The sequence below is a fragment of the Martinezella tropici genome, from assembly GCF_003287875.1.
GTDB classification, from domain to species: domain Bacteria; phylum Pseudomonadota; class Alphaproteobacteria; order Rhizobiales; family Rhizobiaceae; genus Rhizobium; species Rhizobium tropici_C.
This window is the reverse complement of record NZ_QMKK01000025.1, coordinates 526661-545461: the sequence shown is the minus strand read 5'-3', so window position 1 is coordinate 545461 and position 18801 is coordinate 526661. Positions and strand designations below refer to the sequence as shown.

At 57.3% G+C, this 18801-nt stretch carries 21 protein-coding genes, 1 tRNA gene and 1 pseudogene; 13 read left to right on the top strand and 10 right to left on the bottom strand.

Translation table 11 applies throughout. The features are described 5' to 3' along the window. Positions 1-35 precede the first annotated feature (35 nt). Positions 36-377: a hypothetical protein gene (locus DQ393_RS10565; RefSeq protein ID WP_112341704.1), complete on the top strand. Its 342-nt coding sequence runs from the start codon at positions 36-38 to the stop codon at positions 375-377. Positions 378-647: 270 nt separating this feature from the next. After that, entirely contained in the window at positions 648-1121 is a 474-nt protein-coding gene (locus DQ393_RS10560) for a hypothetical protein (RefSeq protein WP_112341703.1), read from the top strand. A 167-nt stretch (positions 1122-1288) separates the two neighbouring features. Here DQ393_RS10560 and DQ393_RS10555 read toward each other — a convergent pair whose 3' ends face one another. Further along, positions 1289-1765 (bottom strand): hypothetical protein, encoded by a 477-nt coding sequence (locus tag DQ393_RS10555; protein WP_112341702.1) that lies wholly within the window; start codon positions 1763-1765, stop codon positions 1289-1291. 652 nt (positions 1766-2417) lie between these two features. Then, positions 2418-3023 carry a TetR/AcrR family transcriptional regulator C-terminal domain-containing protein gene (locus DQ393_RS10550; protein ID WP_112341701.1) on the bottom strand — a complete coding sequence of 202 codons (606 nt, stop codon included), beginning with the start codon at positions 3021-3023 and terminating at the stop codon, positions 2418-2420. 75 nt (positions 3024-3098) lie between these two features. Between DQ393_RS10550 and DQ393_RS10545 the strand changes: the two genes are divergently transcribed. Beyond that, entirely contained in the window at positions 3099-4316 is a 1218-nt protein-coding gene (locus tag DQ393_RS10545) for a TCR/Tet family MFS transporter (RefSeq protein WP_112341700.1), read from the top strand. Between the two features lie 48 nt (positions 4317-4364). Here the strand turns inward: DQ393_RS10545 and DQ393_RS10540 are convergent, their stop codons facing one another. Next, complete coding sequence (locus DQ393_RS10540) at positions 4365-5282, bottom strand: DUF1003 domain-containing protein (protein WP_112341699.1); 918 nt, start codon at positions 5280-5282, stop codon at positions 4365-4367. 453 nt (positions 5283-5735) lie between these two features. Between DQ393_RS10540 and DQ393_RS10535 the strand changes: the two genes are divergently transcribed. Further along, positions 5736-6692 carry a phytanoyl-CoA dioxygenase family protein gene (locus tag DQ393_RS10535; protein ID WP_112341698.1) on the top strand — a complete coding sequence of 319 codons (957 nt, stop codon included), beginning with the start codon at positions 5736-5738 and terminating at the stop codon, positions 6690-6692. A gap of 52 nt (positions 6693-6744) precedes the next feature. Here the strand turns inward: DQ393_RS10535 and DQ393_RS10530 are convergent, their stop codons facing one another. The 5 genes from DQ393_RS10530 to DQ393_RS10510 all read right to left on the bottom strand — a co-directional run bounded on the left by DQ393_RS10530 (position 6745) and on the right by DQ393_RS10510 (position 9642). Next, complete coding sequence (locus DQ393_RS10530; RefSeq protein ID WP_112341697.1) at positions 6745-7254, bottom strand: DoxX family protein; 510 nt, start codon at positions 7252-7254, stop codon at positions 6745-6747. Between the two features lie 18 nt (positions 7255-7272). Then, entirely contained in the window at positions 7273-8028 is a 756-nt protein-coding gene (locus DQ393_RS10525; protein WP_112341696.1) for an HvfC/BufC N-terminal domain-containing protein, read from the bottom strand. 10 nt (positions 8029-8038) lie between these two features. Next, entirely contained in the window at positions 8039-8896 is an 858-nt protein-coding gene (gene bufB, locus DQ393_RS10520; protein ID WP_112341695.1) for an MNIO family bufferin maturase, read from the bottom strand. Between the two features lie 145 nt (positions 8897-9041). After that, positions 9042-9329 carry a BufA1 family periplasmic bufferin-type metallophore gene (locus tag DQ393_RS10515; protein ID WP_112341694.1) on the bottom strand — a complete coding sequence of 96 codons (288 nt, stop codon included), beginning with the start codon at positions 9327-9329 and terminating at the stop codon, positions 9042-9044. A gap of 46 nt (positions 9330-9375) precedes the next feature. Continuing rightward, positions 9376-9642, bottom strand: coding sequence for a BufA1 family periplasmic bufferin-type metallophore (locus tag DQ393_RS10510; RefSeq protein WP_112341693.1), 267 nt, complete (start codon positions 9640-9642; stop codon positions 9376-9378). 292 nt (positions 9643-9934) lie between these two features. Between DQ393_RS10510 and DQ393_RS10505 the strand changes: the two genes are divergently transcribed. From DQ393_RS10505 to rfbC, 7 genes are all read left to right on the top strand, one after another. Next, a complete protein-coding gene (locus DQ393_RS10505; RefSeq protein WP_112341692.1) occupies positions 9935-10501 on the top strand; it encodes a sigma-70 family RNA polymerase sigma factor in 567 nt (188 codons plus the stop codon). Next, positions 10488-11123, top strand: a complete 636-nt coding sequence (locus DQ393_RS10500) for an NrsF family protein (protein WP_112341691.1) — start codon at positions 10488-10490, stop codon at positions 11121-11123. The genes DQ393_RS10505 and DQ393_RS10500 overlap by 14 nt, the downstream gene beginning before the upstream one ends. A 240-nt stretch (positions 11124-11363) precedes the next feature. Continuing rightward, a tRNA-Gln gene (locus DQ393_RS10495) sits at positions 11364-11437 on the top strand. A gap of 177 nt (positions 11438-11614) precedes the next feature. Then, positions 11615-12682 carry a dTDP-glucose 4,6-dehydratase gene (gene rfbB, locus DQ393_RS10490; RefSeq protein WP_112341690.1) on the top strand — a complete coding sequence of 356 codons (1068 nt, stop codon included), beginning with the start codon at positions 11615-11617 and terminating at the stop codon, positions 12680-12682. Then, the gene (gene rfbD / locus DQ393_RS10485; RefSeq protein WP_112341689.1) at positions 12679-13566 is read left to right on the top strand and encodes a dTDP-4-dehydrorhamnose reductase; all 888 of its coding nucleotides are present in this window, start codon (positions 12679-12681) and stop codon (positions 13564-13566) included. Before rfbB ends, rfbD begins: the two co-directional genes overlap by 4 nt. A 100-nt stretch (positions 13567-13666) precedes the next feature. Beyond that, positions 13667-14554 (top strand): glucose-1-phosphate thymidylyltransferase RfbA, encoded by an 888-nt coding sequence (rfbA, locus tag DQ393_RS10480; protein WP_112341688.1) that lies wholly within the window; start codon positions 13667-13669, stop codon positions 14552-14554. 55 nt (positions 14555-14609) lie between these two features. Beyond that, positions 14610-15158, top strand: a complete 549-nt coding sequence (rfbC, locus tag DQ393_RS10475) for a dTDP-4-dehydrorhamnose 3,5-epimerase (RefSeq protein WP_112341687.1) — start codon at positions 14610-14612, stop codon at positions 15156-15158. 14 nt (positions 15159-15172) lie between these two features. On the opposite strand, the gene DQ393_RS10470 is transcribed toward rfbC, so the two are convergent. Continuing rightward, positions 15173-15649 carry a phosphomannose isomerase type II C-terminal cupin domain gene (locus tag DQ393_RS10470; RefSeq protein WP_245430299.1) on the bottom strand — a complete coding sequence of 159 codons (477 nt, stop codon included), beginning with the start codon at positions 15647-15649 and terminating at the stop codon, positions 15173-15175. 618 nt (positions 15650-16267) lie between these two features. Between DQ393_RS10470 and DQ393_RS10465 the strand changes: the two genes are divergently transcribed. Beyond that, positions 16268-16558 carry a hypothetical protein gene (locus tag DQ393_RS10465; RefSeq protein WP_112341686.1) on the top strand — a complete coding sequence of 97 codons (291 nt, stop codon included), beginning with the start codon at positions 16268-16270 and terminating at the stop codon, positions 16556-16558. Between the two features lie 313 nt (positions 16559-16871). On the opposite strand, the pseudogene DQ393_RS10455 reads toward DQ393_RS10465, so the two are convergent. Then, a pseudogene (locus DQ393_RS10455) lies at positions 16872-17189 on the bottom strand (phosphomannose isomerase type II C-terminal cupin domain); the annotation flags it as partial. A gap of 240 nt (positions 17190-17429) precedes the next feature. Here DQ393_RS10455 and DQ393_RS10450 point away from each other — a divergent pair. After that, positions 17430-18554 carry a glycosyltransferase family 4 protein gene (locus DQ393_RS10450; protein WP_112341683.1) on the top strand — a complete coding sequence of 375 codons (1125 nt, stop codon included), beginning with the start codon at positions 17430-17432 and terminating at the stop codon, positions 18552-18554. Positions 18555-18801: the final 247 nt, after the last annotated feature.

Genomic DNA, 18801 nt, shown 5'->3' with positions numbered 1-18801 from the left:
GCTTCAGTAAATAAGTTGGATGTAAGAGGAAGTATATGACTGAGGGTGATCTTGTAGAAGAGGCAATAAGACTGGATCTTCAAGAAGATCTACTGAAAATTCTGGAGGGTTCATCAAAGTATTTTGATGAAATGTTACTATTGGATTTAGACCGTCATTCGCGAAGACTGCGGTCTATGGCCCTGATGCATATGCAGTTTATGGTGAAGTTTGGCTATTCTGGCCCTGAAGAACGCCACATAAAGGTTGGTAAGATCATCCACAGTAATTTTCCCGACTATTTTTCCGCGTGGAAGTTGGCGGGCACGCCGGGTGTGTCCCCAATTCTCTTGGAGAACATGATCAGAGATCTCAAACCAGAATGGAAAAAAATATAGTGCTCATGTCTCTTCTTCATTGGCGAAAATGATTGCAAGTATGACGCCGGTCTCACGAATAATGGGTCGGCTCGGATGATTGCGTCCGTCTCACCGAATGTGGGCTCCGTCTCAAGCAATGTGGGTCGAAATCGGCGACAATTGCATGCCTCACGCGCCCGATCAGCCGACAGATCGTCGCGGAATAAAGCCTTCAAAGGCATGCGCGTTGCTGGCCGATCGTGGGCCTTGTATTCGCCCCCCGCAAATGACCCCAAATTGGATTTAGAAATGAAAACCACGAAAAGCTTATTGCTCATCGCCATACTCCCGTTGTTTCTTTCCGGCTGCGGCGGGGCGGCAAAAGGGCTGGGGGACAACCTCCGAATCGCACTAGTAGCTCCGTACAACAAAGTCGGCAGCCAATGGCGAGGCAAGCAGATTTCGAAATTCCAGGAAAAGTTTGGCCCACCGACGAACCGCAGCAATTCGGGTGATTCGGCGGTCCTGACCTGGCAGCGATCTCGTATGGTGCGGGTGCCCGCGAGGACATACGAAGATGAGTCATTTCAGGGAAACTGGACAATCAGGAAGCGGCGCTATGTCCCGGAACATGACCAGGACGTATCTTGCACCCTCGCACTCACGGCAAAGGGTGGAGCCATTGCTCAGGTGAAGACGTTGGATGATTGGGGTGTACCGGTTGGTGAAGACGGATTGTTTCCGGCGACCACTTCGGCCTGTCAGATCGTCTTCGGATCGTGAGCGATTGTTCAGCCGTGGCGCAGGTACTATGGCCCATACTGCCGTTGCAAGCCGCGGCATCCGATTCGGGGCCGCTTTTCCGCTTGCGCTGTGACCGATCACTTCGCTCCACCCATGTCGGCGGGTTGCCGCGACATCGAAGAGATCTTCCGCAAAGCAGCAGGGGTCTATTCCGGGCCTAAATGCACTGCCATGGTCGAAATTACATCCGGAATGCTACCGGTAGGCGGCGCGTAGCTGGTAATCTTAACACTGCAAGCAGGTGTGGTGTTGCTAATGATCGTCCACAGGCTGCCCGCAGGTGTGTTGATTATGCCGATCGTCCCGCGCCCTGATTGGCTCATGATTTTCATGCTTGGATCGACCATCGACATGATCCTCGTCGTGCGCTGGTAATCGCCGACTTCGGGTAAGAAGAACACAACGGTAATTCGGCTGACATTGCCAGCCTGCGTCTGAGTTGAGCCCGCCACCCCGTCGGCTATTTTCATCCAATCCGGAACAGCAATGGCGCAGGCGCCTTTAGCGGCATGGAAACGCTTCCAACCTGCTGGAGGCGGGGAGGCTACGTGCGGCGCCGTCACACAGCTGGAGAGAGTAGCCATGAGAGCAATACCGGCAGTAAAGGGCAGCAGACGGCGCATTGTAAATTCCTGAATGAGTGCGAATGTGATGCGGCAAAGGATTTGGCGCCGACCGGCGCCAAAAGATTGTTGTTGCGAGCATTCCACCGTGCCTATTCAAAGATGCACCCTTGCTCTGGCTTTAATGGGCTTTCACCCACAAAATACGCGTATCACCTTGGATTTCGGATCAGTCACGGACTGGACTGCGGTGCCACTATGGACGAAATTCAAACGCGTAGGCGTATCGGTAGCAACCCGTTCTTCACTTCCATAGTGTCGCGAATCTGCGGGTATTTTCAGCCCCGCGGTAGCAGAGGATGGGCCCCCTACAAGCTTTTGATATCGAGAGGCACCGCAAGCATCAGAAGTCGGGCCAGCCGCCGAGTTGGATGTGGACGAAGTTGCACATGCACTCAGAGAAAAAAGGGCTAAAAATACAGGCGCGGTCAGTAAAGGTTTCAAGGCTTCCCCCTTCAGGCTGCTAACTATCCAGAACTCTGGCATGTCAGAGTCAGAATCCGGTGTCATCAGGCTATCCACTGCCCCAATCAGTTGCAAGATGACAATTTCAGGTGGCATCGACAAAACAGCGAGAACCGCACCCTCGCGTCGTAATGTCTGCTGGTTCGAGATGCATTTTCGCCCGGAACAGCACTGAGCGAGCATGTATCTAATTGCCAGTCTCAGCCCCGCCGATCAGCAGCTCGAGCCCGGCTTCAAACAAGGCTTTATGGCCCTTGGCGCGGTAGACGGACAAGGCTTTCGCCAAGTTCGGATGGTTTTCGGCGGCCGCATCGAGCGCCGACCGATCCCTGGATTCGGCTGCATCCGCCTGCTCCTCCAATACACATCCCACCACATAGCGGCTGATCGCGATCTGCAGCGCCAGAGCCTTTTCGGAATCGAAGCCGGCGGTATACAGGCATTCGAGTTGGGCTTCGATCGCACCGAGGTGCGAAAGATCGACTTCGGTTCCCGCATGAACGCGGGCACCATCGCGCCATGCCAGCAAGGCGGAACGGAAGCTGCTGGCATTGGCGCGCAGGAATTCCTGCCAGGTCTCTCCGGCAAGAGGTATGTTGCGCGTGTGATTCCGCCTCAGCATCTCGGCATTCATCGCCGCAAGCAGCGCCTGTTTGCCCTTGAAGTGCCAGTAGAGGGCAGGCTGCTGGACGCCGAGGCGCTGGGCGATCAGCCGCGTCGATAGGCCGTCGATGCCGACTTCGTTCAGAATGGTCAGCGCCGCATCGACGATCTGGCTTCGATCGATTTTCATAGGCTCTCCGATTGACAGTCTCGGTTGCATAATTTATCGGCGATAAAGTTCCTTATCAACGATAAGTTTTGCACTATGAACAAGATGCTTTTGACGGTCCTCTCCGTCGTCGTTCTCGATGCCGCCGGAACTGGTCTCGTGATGCCGATCCTGCCGGAGCTTCTACAGAGCGTGGCGCATACGCCCGAGCTCGGCTGGCGCTTCGGCGCGTTCCTTTCGCTTTATGCGGCGCTGCAGTTTCTCGCCTCTCCCATCCCCGGGACGCTGAGCGATGTCTACGGCCGCAGGCCGGTGCTGCTCGTTTCGCTGGCGGGCGGCATGATCGACTATGCCTTCATGGCCTTGGCGCCGGGTTTCTGGTGGTTGTTTCTCGGGCGAGCCTTTGCCGGCCTGACGGCCGCCAATGCCGCGGTGGCGGCGGCCTGTCTTACCGACATCATGCCGGAGGAGCGCCGGGCGCGGGCTTTCGGGCTCCTCAGCGCCTGCTTCGGCATCGGCTTCATTCTGGGACCCGTGATCGGCGGCATGCTGGGCACGATTTCGCTGCGAGCACCCTTCATTGCGGCCGCGCTGCTCGTGATGGCGAATTTCATCATTGCGCTGATCGTGCTGCCCGAGACGCGGACGGCGAAGCCCGAGCGAATCGACCCGGCCGCCTTTCATCCCTTGGCGCCGCTGCGCTGGATCGGCGCATTTCCGGCGCTCCTGCCGCTTCTCGTCCTATCCATCATCCTCAGTATCGTCGGCGAGGTGGGCGGCACCATCTGGGTGCTCTACGGTCAGGACAAGTTCGGCTGGGATACGGCGACCGTCGGCCTGTCTCTCGCCGGCTTCGGCTTCTTCCACGCTCTCGCCCAGGCCTTCGTTGCCGGCCCGCTGAGCGAACGCTGGGGCGAGCGTTTCGCGCTGATCGTCGCGATCGTCTGCGATAGCGCTGCCTATATCGCGATCGCCTTCGCCACGCGCGGCTTCGTTGCCTTCCTGCTTTTCCCGCTCTTCTGCCTCGGCGGTATCGGCCAGCCCGCGCTGCTGTCGTTGATGACGAAACGGGTGGGCGCGGATGAGCAGGGGCGCCTGCAGGGGGTGCTGACCAGCCTGGCGAGCCTCGCATCCATGGTGGCGCCGTTGGCGATCAGCGAGATCTATTTCGCCTCAAGGCATGTCTTTCCCGGTCTCGTCTGGATTCTGGGCGCATTCCTCTATCTCCTGTGCATTCCGGTTCTGTTCGCGCATCGGCGGCAGGCATATGAACTGCCAGGAGGCGTGAAATGTCGGCAAGGCGAGCAGCCCTGAAGGACAGTCGGTGGCGCCATGGTGAAAGGCGCCGCCGAGTGTCGGCGGTCAGGTGGCGGATTCCTCCGGATCAGGGTCCCTGACCTTGGTGAAGAGGCTCTTCAGCGCGCTCGTCTTCGCCTTCGCCGCCTTGTTGGCCTTGATCGCCCGGGTGGCGGCCTTGGCCTGTTCCAGCATCATCTCGATCTGGATCTGCTGGATTTCGGTCAGCCGCTCCCACTGGCGATTGAGGAGATGGTCGACCTTTTCATGCAGGTGGCGGATTTCCAGTTCGGCCTTCAGGTTGACCTTGTAGTCATTGAGGGCGCGCAGGCGGTCTTTCTCTTCCTGACGGCGCTGGCTCATCATGATGATCGGTGCCTGCAGCGCGGCGACCGTCGAAAGAACCAGGTTCAGCAGGATGAACGGATAGGCGTCGAAGGCCTGTTTTTCGCCCATGAAGAGATTGATGCCCATCCAGACGGCGAGAAACAGGCAGAAGGAAATAATGAAGGTCCAGCTGCCGCCGAAGGACGCCACGCCGTCCGCCATACGGTCGCCGATGGAGCGATGGTCCTCATAATCCTCTTCGATGTTCTCGGCCAGCGTATCATGTGTCTTCAGGCTTTCGACGACCTCGTCCTCGAGGTTGGAAAGCTCGCCGCGCTCCACCGTCAGCAGCTCGGCGATATATTGAGCGCGATAGTCATCCATCACCTTGCGGCTGATATAGTCGTCGGCGCGAAGCTCCGGATGCTTCAGCCGCATGAAATCCGCCAGCGAGGGACGAAGGTCGTCGACATGCACGGCATCTTTCTTCTTGAGCACCTGCCCGGTGATGGCGTCGATAAGCTTGACGGACTTGGCCTTCGCCTGGGCGAGGCTCTTCGTATAATCGTCCATCTCCACCACGGTCGGGGTCTCGCCCTCGCCCGCGTCGAAATCGACGATGCCTTCCTCCGGTTCAAAGGTCTTCGTTTCTGCCATATCAAGGGGGCCCTTTTGGATGTTTTCTCGCTCGTCTAACCAATAATGCGAACAGGAATGTGACTGTTGGAAGGCTGTCGAAATCGCAGCCGAATGAAACCGCTCTCCACCTCCTCAGCATGCTTAGCGCCATTATCCTAAGTAACGGCAAATGAAATGCGCTGTTCCCCGTATCTTCCGGCGTCACGACGGTTATCGGGCAGGAAAAACAACCGGTCCGCGCGATCTCGCAAATGCTTTCGAACGCGCCGCGTGTTTCTGCGGAAATTTCTACGGTTACAATCAGGTTTTTGACTTTCAGACCCCTTGACCGGGGCCAGACCACCGCTATTTGCCGCGCTGCAGCAGACATTCGCTGTTGCGAATAAACTTAGAGTTTCAAAGAATTATATCGCATCAACAGGGTGTTGGGCCTGTTGCCACGGGTTTTGCAAATATGCGGAAAGGGTAGCTATGCACAATCCCCCGGCAAGAGACTTGGAGTCCATCGCCCGACAGGGCGGCCGCTTCAAGCGCATGGCTGTCAGGATACCGACGTACCTGACCGATCTTAAAGAAAATCCCGCCTGGTTGCCCATGTTCCTATTGGCCAGAACCCTGCCGTTTCGGCGCATCCATTGGCTTGCAACCAAGCAGGCCGTCAGGCTCCCCATTTCCGGCGCCTCAATGTTTGCAGGTGTCGAGCGCAGCGCTGTCGTCGATGCGTTGCGAACGGATGGTATCTATCCGAGCCTGATGCTGCCGGAGCACATCCATCGAGAGATCGCCGAATTCGCCGGAAAAACCGGCTGCTACGGCAATTTCAACAGGCAGCTCGAATTTATCGCCAGCGAACACGGACAAGCGGAAGCCCGCTTCGGGCGGCCGATTCTGAGCGGACACTTCTTCGAACGCTCGCTTGATTGCGAAGCCGTCATGGCGGTGCAGCGCGATCCGTTGCTGATCGATGTCGCTCGCCAATATCTCGGCGGCCAGGCCAAGGTGATCACCACCCGCATCTGGTGGAGCTTCCCCACGCAGGCTTCCGAGGCCGACAGAAGCCTTGCCTCGCTGGATAAATATCACTTCGATCTCGACGACTGGCGGATGTTGAAGTTCTTCTTCAATCTCGTCGACGTGGACGAGGGCACAGGCCCGCACGTCTTCATCAAGGGAAGCCACCGCCGCCGCCAGCTCCGGCATCAGCTGACTTTGCTGGTGGGGCATCCCGCGAACGAGGTGCTCGATTATTATGGACAGGCGAATGCGCTGACGCTGACCGGCAAGGCCGGATCCGGCTTCGTGGAGGATCCTTTCGGCTTCCACATGGGCACCGTGCCCACGCAGAAGCCGCGCCTGATGATGGAGGTCGGCTTCGGCGTCTCGAAGCCGTCGCGGCGCCGCTTCCATGGCGAGCCAGTCCTGCGATAGCCTTGCTTGATTGTCATGCCGAGGCCTGATTGTCATGCCGGGAGCGCCGCTATCAGGCGTTCCCCTTGGTCCCGTCCCGGGACGAACGGCTGAACCACCTGGCGATCAGGTGATCGAGCGCGATGCGCCCAGGCCCGCCAGCAATGATCACCAGAAAGCAGGTTGCCCAGGTGCCGTGCGTCGGCCAGGCATCGGGATAGACGAAAATCTCGATCACCAGCGTCATGCCGAGCAATGCCAGCGCCGACAGCCGGCTTGCGAGGCCGATCACGAGCAAAAAGGGAAAGAAATGTTCGCTGAAGGCGGCGATATGAGCGGCAATCCAGGGATCGACCAGCGGCAGCTTATATTCCGTCTGGAAGAGATAGACGGCATTGTCGGTCACTTGCCACCCTTCCACCTTGGTCTGGCCGGATTGCCAGAAGACAGCGGCGATCGACAGCCGCGCTATGAGGGCGATCAGGTCGTGCGGAATGCGGTCGAGCAATCTCAGAGCGTCATGAAGCTTTTGGGGCACGGTTTCGCGTTCGGCCGGGGCGGCCGTCATCATCTGGTTCTGCATCTTCATTCCTCTTGGCGTTCAGCGAATGGCCATGAAAGTGCCTGCCGTGAACGCACCGGCGAGGTTGGCGGAAAGATCGAAATCTGCGGTTTCGGCAAGGGACGTCTCGAAGGCGCTGCCGAGGTCGGCGCCGGCAAATAGCTTCTCGAGAAAGCTGGCGCCGCCCGGAGGGAGACGATGTACTTCCACGATCATCTCCGGACGAACGACGAGAGCATCCTCGCCCGTCCAATCGGCAATATCGGCAAGCTCGATTTCGCCGGTGTTCATCGCCCAGATGGTGACGGCCGGATGGGCGGAGCGAACGACGGAGGCCGAAGGATGCGGCGCGAATTTCAGCTTCGAAAGCCCCTCCGGCTCGACGATCGCCAGCAAGGCGGCATCGGCCGGCAATGCATCGGCCGCGTGATAGGCCCGGCGTCGGGCTGCCTCCAATCTCATGACGTCGGGCAGATAAGGGATTTCTCGTGTCGGTTCGAAACCCTCGACGAATTCGGGAAAATCATCGCCATAGGCAAGCAGCAGCGGCGATCGCGGCGGATGCAGCCGAATGAATTCATGCGCCATGGCTGCGAAGAATTCCTTGCCGACGATGCTTTCCGCCGCCGGAAAGCGCGAGGCGAGCGCGCCGATCAGGCCGATCGCGACATTGTTGCGATAGACGCCGAAGCGTCGCGCCGGCTGTGGGCCATTCCAGGCCGTCAATCCAGCGGGCACCGCGAGATCGGGATTGACGAGCGCTGCGGCGAATTCACTTTGCGTGGTGAGAGACATCGATCCCTCCTCAGGCCGCCCGACGTGCGGCGACGGCGCGCTTCAAGATGGCTTCAGCCGCTTCGGCCTCGGCCCTCAAAACAGGCCATTCCGGCACATCGTTATCCCACTCGACCAGGCTGGCCACTGGACCGATCCGGCCGATGAGCTCTTCATAGAGCGCCCAGACGGGATCCTTCACCGGTGTATCGTGGCTGTCGATCAAAAGCGGCGCACCTGAGTCGTCGATGGTTTCCGAATGGCCGCTCAGATGGATCTCGCGCACCCATTGCACAGGAAAGCGCTCGAGATAGGCGCGCGCATCCATGTGGTGGTTGGTGGCGGCGACGAATACGTTATTAACGTCGAGTAGCAGGCCGCAGCCGGTGCGGCGGGCGACGTCGGCCAGAAACTCGGTTTCCTCGATCGTGCTTTCCTCGAAGAGCAGGTAGGTAGCCGGATTCTCCAGCAGTATCTGGCGGCCGAGTATTACCTGAACCTGATCGATATGGTCGCAGACCCGCGCAAGCGTCGCCTCGGTATAGGGCAGGGGCAGCAGATCGTTGAGAAAGGTCGTGTCGTGACTCGACCAGGCAAGGTGCTCCGAAAAACTCTCCGGCTCGTAGCGATCGCAGACGATCTTCAGGCGGGCAAGATGTTCGCTGTCCAAAGGCTGCATCGAGCCGATGGAAAGGCCGACGCCATGGATGGACAGGGCATAGTCGCCGCGCAGCCTGCCGAGCTGGGCATGCGGCGGGCCGCCGGCACCCATGTAGTTTTCGGCATGGACCTCGAAAAAGCCGATCGGCTGCCTTTCGGCATTGATCGCGGCGAAGTGCTCCGGTTTGAAGCCGACACCGGCATGGCGAGGAAGTTCTGACGGTTTCATTGCGGCCTCCGGGTAGGAGCAGTTCCAGCAAAATACGCGGCGGTTTTGCATTTGGAATTGCATGAAAACAAAGAGATCATTCCGTTCGGGAGGCGGGCGGCGCCCCTAAAGAAAAATGCGCCGCCCACGTGTTCGCGCTGCCTTGTCAGACGGGCGCCGGACCCTGCGTCAGGGTGCCGTGACCGCTCGGCGTCTTGATCGTCTCGCAGGTTCCAGCGGGAACCAGCTTCCACGAATTGCGCTGGTAATCGACCTTCGATGTTCCGGCGCAGGTCGTGCCCGGGCCGGCGGCGCAATCGTTCTGGCCCTTGAGGGCAACGCCGTAGCATTTTTCCTTGGCATCGGCGGCCGAGGCGGTCGTCGTTGTGCCGGTGACAAGCGTCACTGCGGTGGCAACCGATGCGGCCAGGGCGAGTGCGGACATCTTGCTCATGACATGTTCCTTACGAGAGATGATTGACGATCAATTCCGTCTCGGATCAGGCCGGGGTCAGCGAGCCATGGCCCTTCGGCGTCTTCATGGAGGTGCAGGTGCCTGTGGGAACGAGCTTGAAGGACATCTTGTCGTAGCTCATAGTCGACTTGCCGGCGCAATCATGCTTGCCGGCGGCGCAATCGTTCTGACCCTTGAGAGCGACGCCGTAGCATTTTTCCTTGGAGTCGGCTGCCGATGCCGGGACAGCGATGGATGCAAGTGCCGAGGCGATCGAGCCGGCGATGGCCAGGGTGATGATGCTGTTCTTCATGGATCTGTCTCCTTGATGGATGCGAGCCGCCATTGGCTTGCATCAAGGTCTACGGAGCGTCCCGGCCGGATGTTACAGCCATATCGGACTTTTTTCGAGATGACGTCCATCATGCTGCGCCGGCTATCTGCCCTGGCCGGACTTATATGCGCCCCACGGCGGGTCAGCCTGATGTCGCGTATCGGCAAAAGACGCGGGAGTTCAACGATTCCTGATCGAGACGAAAGGGCTTGAAAAATAAGTGCCGTTGCCGGTAACGAAATCCTGCGGTTCCGCGTATAGGAGATGTCGGATGAAATATTCGGCGCGCGAAGAGGAATGGGCAGTCTGGATGCGCGCCGCCATCAACGGCGATGCGCAGGCCTACCACCGTTTCCTGTCCTCGGTGACGCCGCATCTGCGCGCCATGGCGAAAAGGCGCTGCGATCAATTCGGTGCGCCGGTAAGCGAGGCTGAGGATGTGGTTCAGGAAGTGTTGCTCGCTATCCATCTGAAGCGCGGTACATGGGATTCATCACGCCCGATCGGGCCTTGGCTGTCGACGATCGTGCGCAACAAGCTGATCGACAGCCTGAGAAGGCGTGGGCGACATATGAGCGTACCGATCGACGATGTCATCGATTTCCTGGAGGCGGAAGAGCATGCCGATGCCTTGGATCGGTTCGATGTCGATCGTATGTTGGAGCAATTGAAGGATCCGCAGAAAACCATCGTGCGCTCGATTTCCGTCGAGGGAACCAGCGTGCGGGAAACGGCGGACCGGCTGAAGATGACGGAAGGGGCGGTGCGCGTGGCGCTGCATCGCGCGCTGAAGGCGCTTGCGGCCCTCTATCGGAGTGAGACCAGTGAAAACCGATGACCTCATCAATCTTCTGGCGCAGGACGCGCCGGTCCGTACGCGGATCGGCAAGGCCCTGACCATTGCGGTCATCGCGGGCATTCTGATCAGCGGCGGCATTTTCTTTGCGATGATCGGCTTTCGAGCCGACATAGACAGCGCGATGCAGACCGTCCGCTTCCTGTTCAAATTCGTGGTGACCATTGCGCTCGCAGTGACGGCTTGCGCCGTTGTCTTTCGCATCGGCCGGCCGGGTGTGCCGGTGCGCATCTGGGGCTGGGCGCTGCTGGCGGCACCGCTCCTGCTGCTTGCGGCCGCTGCCGTCGAAATGGCCGTCATGCCGGCCGACAGCTGGAGTGCGCGGATGATCGGGCACAATGCCCGCTTCTGCCTGACGCTCATCCCGCTGCTGTCGATCGGACCGCTTGCCTGCTTCCTGTTCGCCCTGCGCCATGGCGCGCCGGAAAAGCCGGGTGCCGCCGGCGCCGTCGCCGGATTGGCCGCCAGCGGCATCGCCGCAACCTTCTATGCCTCCAACTGCACGGACGACAGCCCACTTTTCGTGCTGCTCTGGTACCCGATCGCGATCGCCATGGTGACCGCTGTCGGATATGTCCTCGGTAGGCGCATGCTGCGTTGGTGAGGCAATGAAGGCGTGGCGTCGACACCGGCGAAATCGCTCTTCGGGCCGTCCTCTCAGGCAATTGGGACCATATGGCTTGCAAAATCCGCTGGCCGCCGGCGGATTCGTGACCTATCATGATGATCCGGCGCCACTTTCAAAAAATCGCATTTTCCGTGCGTTAAAGTGTTTGCATCCGCGGCAAATTCGATTATAGAGGCCCTGCTTTCCCCGCAGGGGCATCCAACGCCCGGCGGCTGTTGGGAAATAGTTCAATGGTAGAACAGCGGACTCTGACTCCGTTAATCTTGGTTCGAATCCAGGTTTCCCAGCCAATCTCAAATTTCCTGATTTGAATGAGCATTTTGGTTTGCCTCCGTGATCGAGGCAGATATCCATCTTGCGATGATTGAAATCTTTTCGAGGGAGAAACGCCTCCTTGTCGTAAGATTGATTTGTCGCTGATTCGTGTCGACAATTTAGCTTTGTGCCTAAAATGGAATAGGCTTTAGATGACGATATTGGTTTCGGGTGGTGCTGGTTTTATCGGTGGAAATTTTGTCCTGGACTGGCTTGAGCGAGACGGTGAGACGGTCGTTAACCTCGACAAGCTGACCTATGCTGGCAACCTCGACACCCTGAAGGGGTTGAAGGGTGATGATCGCCATGTGTTCGTGCATGGCGATATTGGTGATCGCGAGCTGGTGAGCGATTTGCTGGCGATGCACCGGCCGCGTGCGGTCATCAATTTCGCCGCTGAAAGTCACGTCGACCGCTCCATCCATGGGCCTGGCGATTTCATCCAGACGAATATTGTCGGGACCTTCAATCTGCTGGAAGCCGTGCGGGGCTATTGGGATGGCTTGCCGGACGGGGAGAAGCAAGGCTTCCGCTTTCTGCATGTCTCGACGGATGAGGTCTACGGCACGCTGGCGAAGGATGATGCGCCGTTCAACGAACTCAATCGCTATGAACCCAACAGCCCCTATTCGGCCAGCAAGGCGGCATCAGACCATCTCGTACGGGCGTGGCATCATACCTACGGCTTGCCTGTCTTAACGACCAACTGCAGCAATAATTACGGGCCTTACCATTTTCCCGAAAAGCTGATCCCGCTGGTGATCCTGAACGCGCTTTCGGGAAAGAGCCTGCCGATCTATGGCGACGGCCAGCAGATCCGCGACTGGCTGTACGTCCGGGATCATTGCAGCGCCATTCGCCGCGTCCTGGAAGCCGGCAAGCTCGGTGAGACCTATAATGTCGGCGGCTGGAACGAGAAACCCAATCTCGATGTCGTGCAGACGATCTGCGCTATCCTCGATGAGCTGCGGCCGAAAGCCGATGGCAGCCGTTACAGCGATCAGATCACCTTCGTTAAGGATCGGCCGGGCCACGATCGCCGCTATGCGATCGATGCGCGCAAGCTTGAGCGCGAACTCGGCTGGAAGCCTGCGGAAACCTTCGAGACCGGCATTCGCAAGACGATCGCTTGGTATCTCCAAAACCAGGACTGGGTTCGCAACGTGACGAGTGGCGCCTATCGTGAATGGGTCGGCAAGCAGTACGAGGTTGAGTTGTGAGTGCCATTCTGATCACCGGTGCCAGCGGGCAGGTCGGTTTCGAGCTGCAGCGTTCGCTTCGCGTCCTAGGGAGTGTCGTTGCCTCGACGCGTGCGGACATGGATCTGACCAGCGAAGCAAGCATCCTTGCCGCTCTCGGCGCACATAAACCCCGCATCATCGTCAATCCCGCCGCCTACACGGCGGTGGATCGGGCCGAGAGCGACAAAGAGCTGGCGATGACGGTCAATGCCACCGCTCCAGGGATACTGGCGCGGTGGGCGGCGGACAATGGTGCTTGGCTCATCCACTACTCCACAGACTATGTCTTTGACGGCTTGAAGGCCGATCCTTATGTGGAGAGCGATCCGGTCAATCCGCAGTCCGTCTATGGCGAAAGCAAATGGCGGGGCGAAGAGGCGGTGCGCGCCTCCAGCGTACAGCATGCCATTTTGCGCACAAGCTGGGTCTATGGTCATCATGGCAGCAATTTCCTGAAGACCATTCTTCGGCTGGCCGGTGAAAGAAGCGCATTGAACATCGTTGCCGACCAGGTGGGCGCACCGACGTCAGCGGCCTTGATTGCCGATGTCAGCCGCACGGTGATCGAGCGCATCATGGCTTCGCACGCTCCCGGCGACCTCTCGGGAACATATCATCTCACGGCACGAGGCAGCACCTCGTGGTATGGTTATGCCGAGCATATCGTTCGTAAGGCATTGGCAGCAAACGTTAAGCTTGCGCTGTCTCTCGATGCGCTGAAGCCGATATCGACAGCTGAATACCCCACCTCTGCCAGGCGCCCCGCCAATTCGCGGCTGGATTGTCGAAAGCTGATGGATCGCTTTGATATTGCTCTTCCTCTCTGGCAGGAGGGCGTCGACGACGTCCTAGCGAGATTGTAGGCTGCAGGGAATTGAAAACCGGAATGTTGCCGATGGTTTCCGGGCTATGACCCCCGCAGGTGAGACATGGGCAGATGTACGAAGGACGAGACGCAGGATCATGACGAAGGCACGCAAAGGAATCATACTCGCCGGCGGATCGGGAACACGCCTCTACCCGGTGACGCTCGCCGTCAGCAAGCAGCTTCTGCCGATCTATGACAAGCCGATGATCTACTATCCGCTGACGACTTTGATGTTGGCGGGTATCCGCGAAATCCTCATCATCTCGACGCCGCAGGACACGCCCCGTTTCGAACAATTGCTCGGCGATGGCAGCCAATGGGGCGTAAAGCTTGACTATGCGGTGCAGCCTAGTCCCGACGGTCTTGCCCAGGCGTTCCTGATCGGCGAGACGTTTCTGGACGGCGCGCCGTCTGCTCTGGTTCTGGGAGACAACATCTTCTACGGGCATGATTTTACCCGATTGCTGCAGGAGGCGAACGCCAAGGAAACGGGTGCGACTGTCTTTGCCTATCACGTGCAGGACGCGCATCGGTATGGCGTCGTCGAGTTCGATCAGAGCGGCCGGGCGATCAGCCTGGAGGAAAAGCCGAAGATGCCGAAGAGCAACTATGCTGTCACCGGCCTCTATTTCTACGACGAAAGCGTCGTCGACGTTGCGAAATCCATCCGACCGTCGCCGCGCGGCGAGCTGGAGATCACCGATGTCAATGTTCACTATCTTCAGGCCGGCCGGTTGGACGTCCAGACCATGGGCCGCGGCTATGCCTGGCTCGACACCGGAACGCATGAATCGATGCTGGAGGCTAGCCATTATATTGCAACGATCGAGAACCGACAGGGCCTGAAAGTGGCCTGCCCCGAAGAGATTGCTTATCGCAGCGGTTGGATCAGTGCATCTGATGTCGAGGCGCTGGCGAGCCCGCTGAAAAAGAATGCCTATGGGCAATATCTCCTTGGGATCTTGCGCGATCGGATATTTTAAGTACGGCGCCCTTTACGCCGCACTTCCCTTGCTAACAATCCGAGCAGGACGACTAATGAAGGCCATCGACACCGCTATTCCCGATGTGAAGATTATCGAGCCGACGGTGTTTGCAGACGATCGCGGCTTCTTCTTCGAAAGCTTCAGCAAAGCGAAGTTTGAAGCAGCGATCGGCCGTAGCGCCGACTTTGTGCAGGATAATCACAGCCGATCGGGCAAGGGTGTTTTGCGTGGTCTTCACTATCAGCTGCCGCCGCATGCCCAGGCGAAGCTGGTGCGGGTGGTGGCCGGCGAAGTCTATGACGTTGCCGTCGACATCAGGAAATCCTCACCCACCTTCGGCCATTGGGTCGGCGTTCTCCTGTCTGCGGAAAACAAGCGCCAGCTCTGGATTCCAGAAGGCTTTGCGCATGGCTTCCTGACATTGAGCGATCATGTCGAGTTTCTGTACAAGACCACCAACTATTACGAGCCCGAAAGCGATCGCGGTATCCGTTGGGATGATCCACAGATCGGCATCGACTGGAAGGTGACCGAGCCACTCACGCTCTCTTCCAAGGATCAGCAGCAACCGCTGTTGGCGGATGCCGACCTATTCGAGTAATATCGGCTTCGATATCAGACCCGATTGTAATCGTCGCTGAGCCTAATGATATCGTTCTCGTCGAGCAGCTCGCCGTATTGAATTTCGATAAAAACCAATGGCTTATCTCCGGTGCACGAAACACGGTGTGTCGCCTTGAGCGGAATATCGACTGTATGCCCGAGCTGCAGAGCATGTTCCGTTCCGTCAATCTCGGCAATACCGTGCCCCGAAACGGCGGTCCAACGCTCTGAACGGTGATTGTGATATTGCAGCGATAGCCGCTCTCCCGGATTCACAACAATGCGTTTGACGACGTGGCTATCACCGATATCGAGCACATGCCATGTGCCCCAAGGGCGCTGATCATTGTCACCAACCTGGTATAAGCTTCCCGACTTCAATGAGATTTCCTTTATGATAAGCCAATCGGCGAACGCGCGACCGAAAATAATGCGCGGGATTAATTCACTGGTGCCGGCAGAGCAAGGGGTTTCTGCTAATGGTGGCAAAAAACGCTTTCTTGCACGTTGCTATCGGGCTTGCTTAAGCATACCAGTTCTGACTAGTCGGCAGATTGTGCGGTCGACGTCGATGCAGCTGAAATATTCTGGCCATTGGCCTGGAGATTGCGTGGCCTGTGATGTTTTCTCCGGGAGAACGATGCTTGAGGTGACGCAGCGATCACTTTTCGATACAGGAGTGGAATGCGCGTTTTACATTTTTTCAAAACATATTGGCCTGACACATTCGGCGGGATTGAACGCACGTTGACGCCAGCGGGTTGATTGGTATCGGCTCAACCATGGAACCGTATTGTGTCAGGTGGCTTCGGTTCTGGCGATGTTGAACGGTAGCAAGTCGCCAATGTCGGCTGCTTTGTCGCGATGCGGCAACTCCGCAAGCACGTGTCGTAGTCAGTTGCCGTCGGCGATGTTGCTTATCGCGTTAAGTTGCGCTCCAATCCTCGTTTTCGAGCATTTCCAGCGGACCGCGGCAAATCCGAGTCGCATGAAAAAGGTTCTGTCGCCAGAAAAACTCGCTCAGTTCGCAATGTGACGCTACCTTCGCTTGTTATTTACTGCTATTCCCCACATAGGGAGTGAGGTTGTTTTAACCGGGGAATTTTGATGTCGACCGATGAAATTTTTACCGATCAACAGATCAACGACTTTTTTATGAAAGGCCTATCCTGGGGTCTTCGCGTTCTACGCGGCGTTGCCTATTTCGGGGTGGCTCTAATGCTCTTAAGAAGCAACTCCTACGGCTTGCTCAATCAGACCTCCGTGGCAATAGCCATAGGCATCCTTGGGGCCGGATCTGCCAGCGCGCGCTTGGCGCAGGCGGCTATCGCCGTTTTACTGTTTATGGCGATCCTACCTATCGGCATTTTTGGGAGCCTGAGAGCCTTATTTGGCTGAAGAGTAAGGCTGTCTGCTCGACAACCATCATCAATAACCGGAAAACCTTAGCCAGGGGCTGGACGCCGCTACTGCAGCGTTCCGGTCCGCAGCTGCGATGATCCAAACGTTGCAGTCGACATTCCGCAATCGCGTGCGACGTTCGGCCAGCGCAGAGCTATTGATTTGTCAGCCAACAACAAGCGCCGGTTATTACCGAGAGGCTTTGCCCAAAGATTCCCGATAACGAGCGATCGCGTCGAAAGGTCAAAACTCAGGATAATGAAGTAAGCTGCCTGCGCCCGGCGGTAGTTTCGAAGCCTCGGATCTAATGTCAGACCCGATTGTAATCGTCGCTGAGCCTAATGATATCGTTCTCGTCGAGCAGCTCGCCGTATTGAATTTCGATAAAAACTAATGGCTTATCTCCGGTGCACGAAACACGGTGCGTCGCCTTGAGCGGAATATCGACTGTATGTCCGAGCTGCAGAGCATGTTCCGTTCCGTCAATCTCGGCAATACCATGCCCCGAAACGGCGGTCCAACGCTCTGAACGGTGATTGTGATATTGCAGTGATAGCCGCTTTCCCGGATTCACAACAATGTGTTTGACGACGTGGCTATCACCGATATCGAGCACATGCCATGTGCCCCAAGGGCGCTGATCATTGTCACCAACTTTCTGCTACTGGTTGCAAAGTCGCCTTCTTGCACGCTATATCTGACTTGCTTAAGGGCATCAGTTTAGAATTAATCGGCCCTCGGTGCGGTTGACGTCGATGCAGCCGAAATATTCTGGCCATTGGCCTGGAGATTGCATGGCTTCTGATGTTTTCTGCGAGAGAACGACGCTCGAGGTGACGCAGCGATCACTTTTCGATACAGGAGTGGAATGCGCGTTTTACACTTTTTCAAAACATATTGGCCCGACACATTCGGCGGGGTTGAGCGGACTATTCACGCGATCGCCAAGGGTACCGCCAAATACGGCGTAGAATCAGATGTTCTCTCACTTAGCAAAACACCGTTGGAAAACAGCGTCGAATTCGATGGTCATATGGCGTACAAGGCTAAGCTCGATTTCGAATTCGCATCCACCGGTTTTTCGCGCGAGGTGTTTGGACGATTTCGGGAACTGAGCCAGAAGGCGGATATCGTCCACTATCACTTTCCATGGCCCCTGATGGATATCGTCCATCTGACCATTCCTCCCGGCAAGCCGACCGTCGTGACCTACCATTCCGACATCGTGAAGCAGAAGGTTCTGCTCCAATTCTACAAGCCGTTGATGTTTCGCTTTCTGAAAAACGTTGACCGCGTTGTTGCGACGTCTCCGAATTACCTCCTGTCGAGTGATGTCCTGAAAAGGTTCAAATCTAAGACGACGGTGATCCCGTTGGGTCTGAATGAAGCAGACTACCCGAGGGCGGACGAAGCCACGCTAGTGGGTTGGCGCGACAAGCTTCCCGATCGCTTCCTCTTATTTGTCGGCGTCCTGCGATACTATAAAGGGGTCCACATTTTGCTGGAGGCTGCGAGGCGCAATGGTCTGCACGTCGTGATTGTCGGCAATGGACCGATGGAGGCGGAACTGAAGCGGGCCGCAGGGCAAAATCCCAACAATATCCATTTTCTCGGATCGTTGTCAGATGGTGACAAGATTGCCTTGCTCGAGCTTTGTACGGGGTTTGTATTTCCGTCGCATCTTCGTTCGGAGGCCTTCGGGCTTTCCCTCGTCGAAGCAGCAATGTTCGGCAAGCCAATGATTTCGTGTGAAATTGGCACGGGGACAAGTTATGTTAACCGGGATAGAGAGACTGGGTTCGTAGTACCGCCGAACGATGTTGATGCTCTATCAAACGCAATGAAATCAATCTGGGACGATGGGAAAGGGGTTGCTGCGCTGGGCGCTGCCGCGCGTGATCGCTATCTTGCGTGTTTTACGGCAGAGAAAATGTGTTCACAATATTATAGTCTCTATCAGGAGTTGAGGGGCTCTGCTCTGCACGGCCGTTGAGGTATCAGTTCAGGCCGCCACAATATTGTCATCTCGATATCCGAAACGACGCAGAGGCCGCAGTGGTCCAAAATTCTTGAGCTAGCGTTACATCGCAAGAAACTTTGACCTGCAAAGGATTCGTGAATGCAGTTGGAGATTGTTTCGTCCATTTTTTCGTAAATGATTTCGCGGCGCTTGCGGGCATGTTGAGCGAAATTGCGCTTGATCGTTGTCATCTGGCTTTATACGGGCTAAATGGCGCTAG

Coding starts and splice junctions, on each gene's coding strand:
- DQ393_RS10515 (WP_112341694.1), bottom strand. CDS start 9,329: ATGAGCAAGATGTCCGCACTCGCCCTGGCCGCATCGGTTGCCACCGCA.
- DQ393_RS10560 (WP_112341703.1), top strand. CDS start 648: ATGAAAACCACGAAAAGCTTATTGCTCATCGCCATACTCCCGTTGTTT.
- rfbB (WP_112341690.1), top strand. CDS start 11,615: ATGACGATATTGGTTTCGGGTGGTGCTGGTTTTATCGGTGGAAATTTT.
- DQ393_RS10510 (WP_112341693.1), bottom strand. CDS start 9,642: ATGAAGAACAGCATCATCACCCTGGCCATCGCCGGCTCGATCGCCTCG.
- DQ393_RS10565 (WP_112341704.1), top strand. CDS start 36: ATGACTGAGGGTGATCTTGTAGAAGAGGCAATAAGACTGGATCTTCAA.
- DQ393_RS10465 (WP_112341686.1), top strand. CDS start 16,268: ATGTCGACCGATGAAATTTTTACCGATCAACAGATCAACGACTTTTTT.
- DQ393_RS10540 (WP_112341699.1), bottom strand. CDS start 5,282: ATGGCAGAAACGAAGACCTTTGAACCGGAGGAAGGCATCGTCGATTTC.
- DQ393_RS10550 (WP_112341701.1), bottom strand. CDS start 3,023: ATGAAAATCGATCGAAGCCAGATCGTCGATGCGGCGCTGACCATTCTG.
- DQ393_RS10450 (WP_112341683.1), top strand. CDS start 17,430: ATGCGCGTTTTACACTTTTTCAAAACATATTGGCCCGACACATTCGGC.
- bufB (WP_112341695.1), bottom strand. CDS start 8,896: ATGAAACCGTCAGAACTTCCTCGCCATGCCGGTGTCGGCTTCAAACCG.
- DQ393_RS10530 (WP_112341697.1), bottom strand. CDS start 7,254: ATGCAGAACCAGATGATGACGGCCGCCCCGGCCGAACGCGAAACCGTG.
- DQ393_RS10535 (WP_112341698.1), top strand. CDS start 5,736: ATGCACAATCCCCCGGCAAGAGACTTGGAGTCCATCGCCCGACAGGGC.
- rfbA (WP_112341688.1), top strand. CDS start 13,667: ATGACGAAGGCACGCAAAGGAATCATACTCGCCGGCGGATCGGGAACA.
- DQ393_RS10555 (WP_112341702.1), bottom strand. CDS start 1,765: ATGCGCCGTCTGCTGCCCTTTACTGCCGGTATTGCTCTCATGGCTACT.
- DQ393_RS10545 (WP_112341700.1), top strand. CDS start 3,099: ATGAACAAGATGCTTTTGACGGTCCTCTCCGTCGTCGTTCTCGATGCC.
- rfbC (WP_112341687.1), top strand. CDS start 14,610: ATGAAGGCCATCGACACCGCTATTCCCGATGTGAAGATTATCGAGCCG.
- DQ393_RS10505 (WP_112341692.1), top strand. CDS start 9,935: ATGAAATATTCGGCGCGCGAAGAGGAATGGGCAGTCTGGATGCGCGCC.
- DQ393_RS10525 (WP_112341696.1), bottom strand. CDS start 8,028: ATGTCTCTCACCACGCAAAGTGAATTCGCCGCAGCGCTCGTCAATCCC.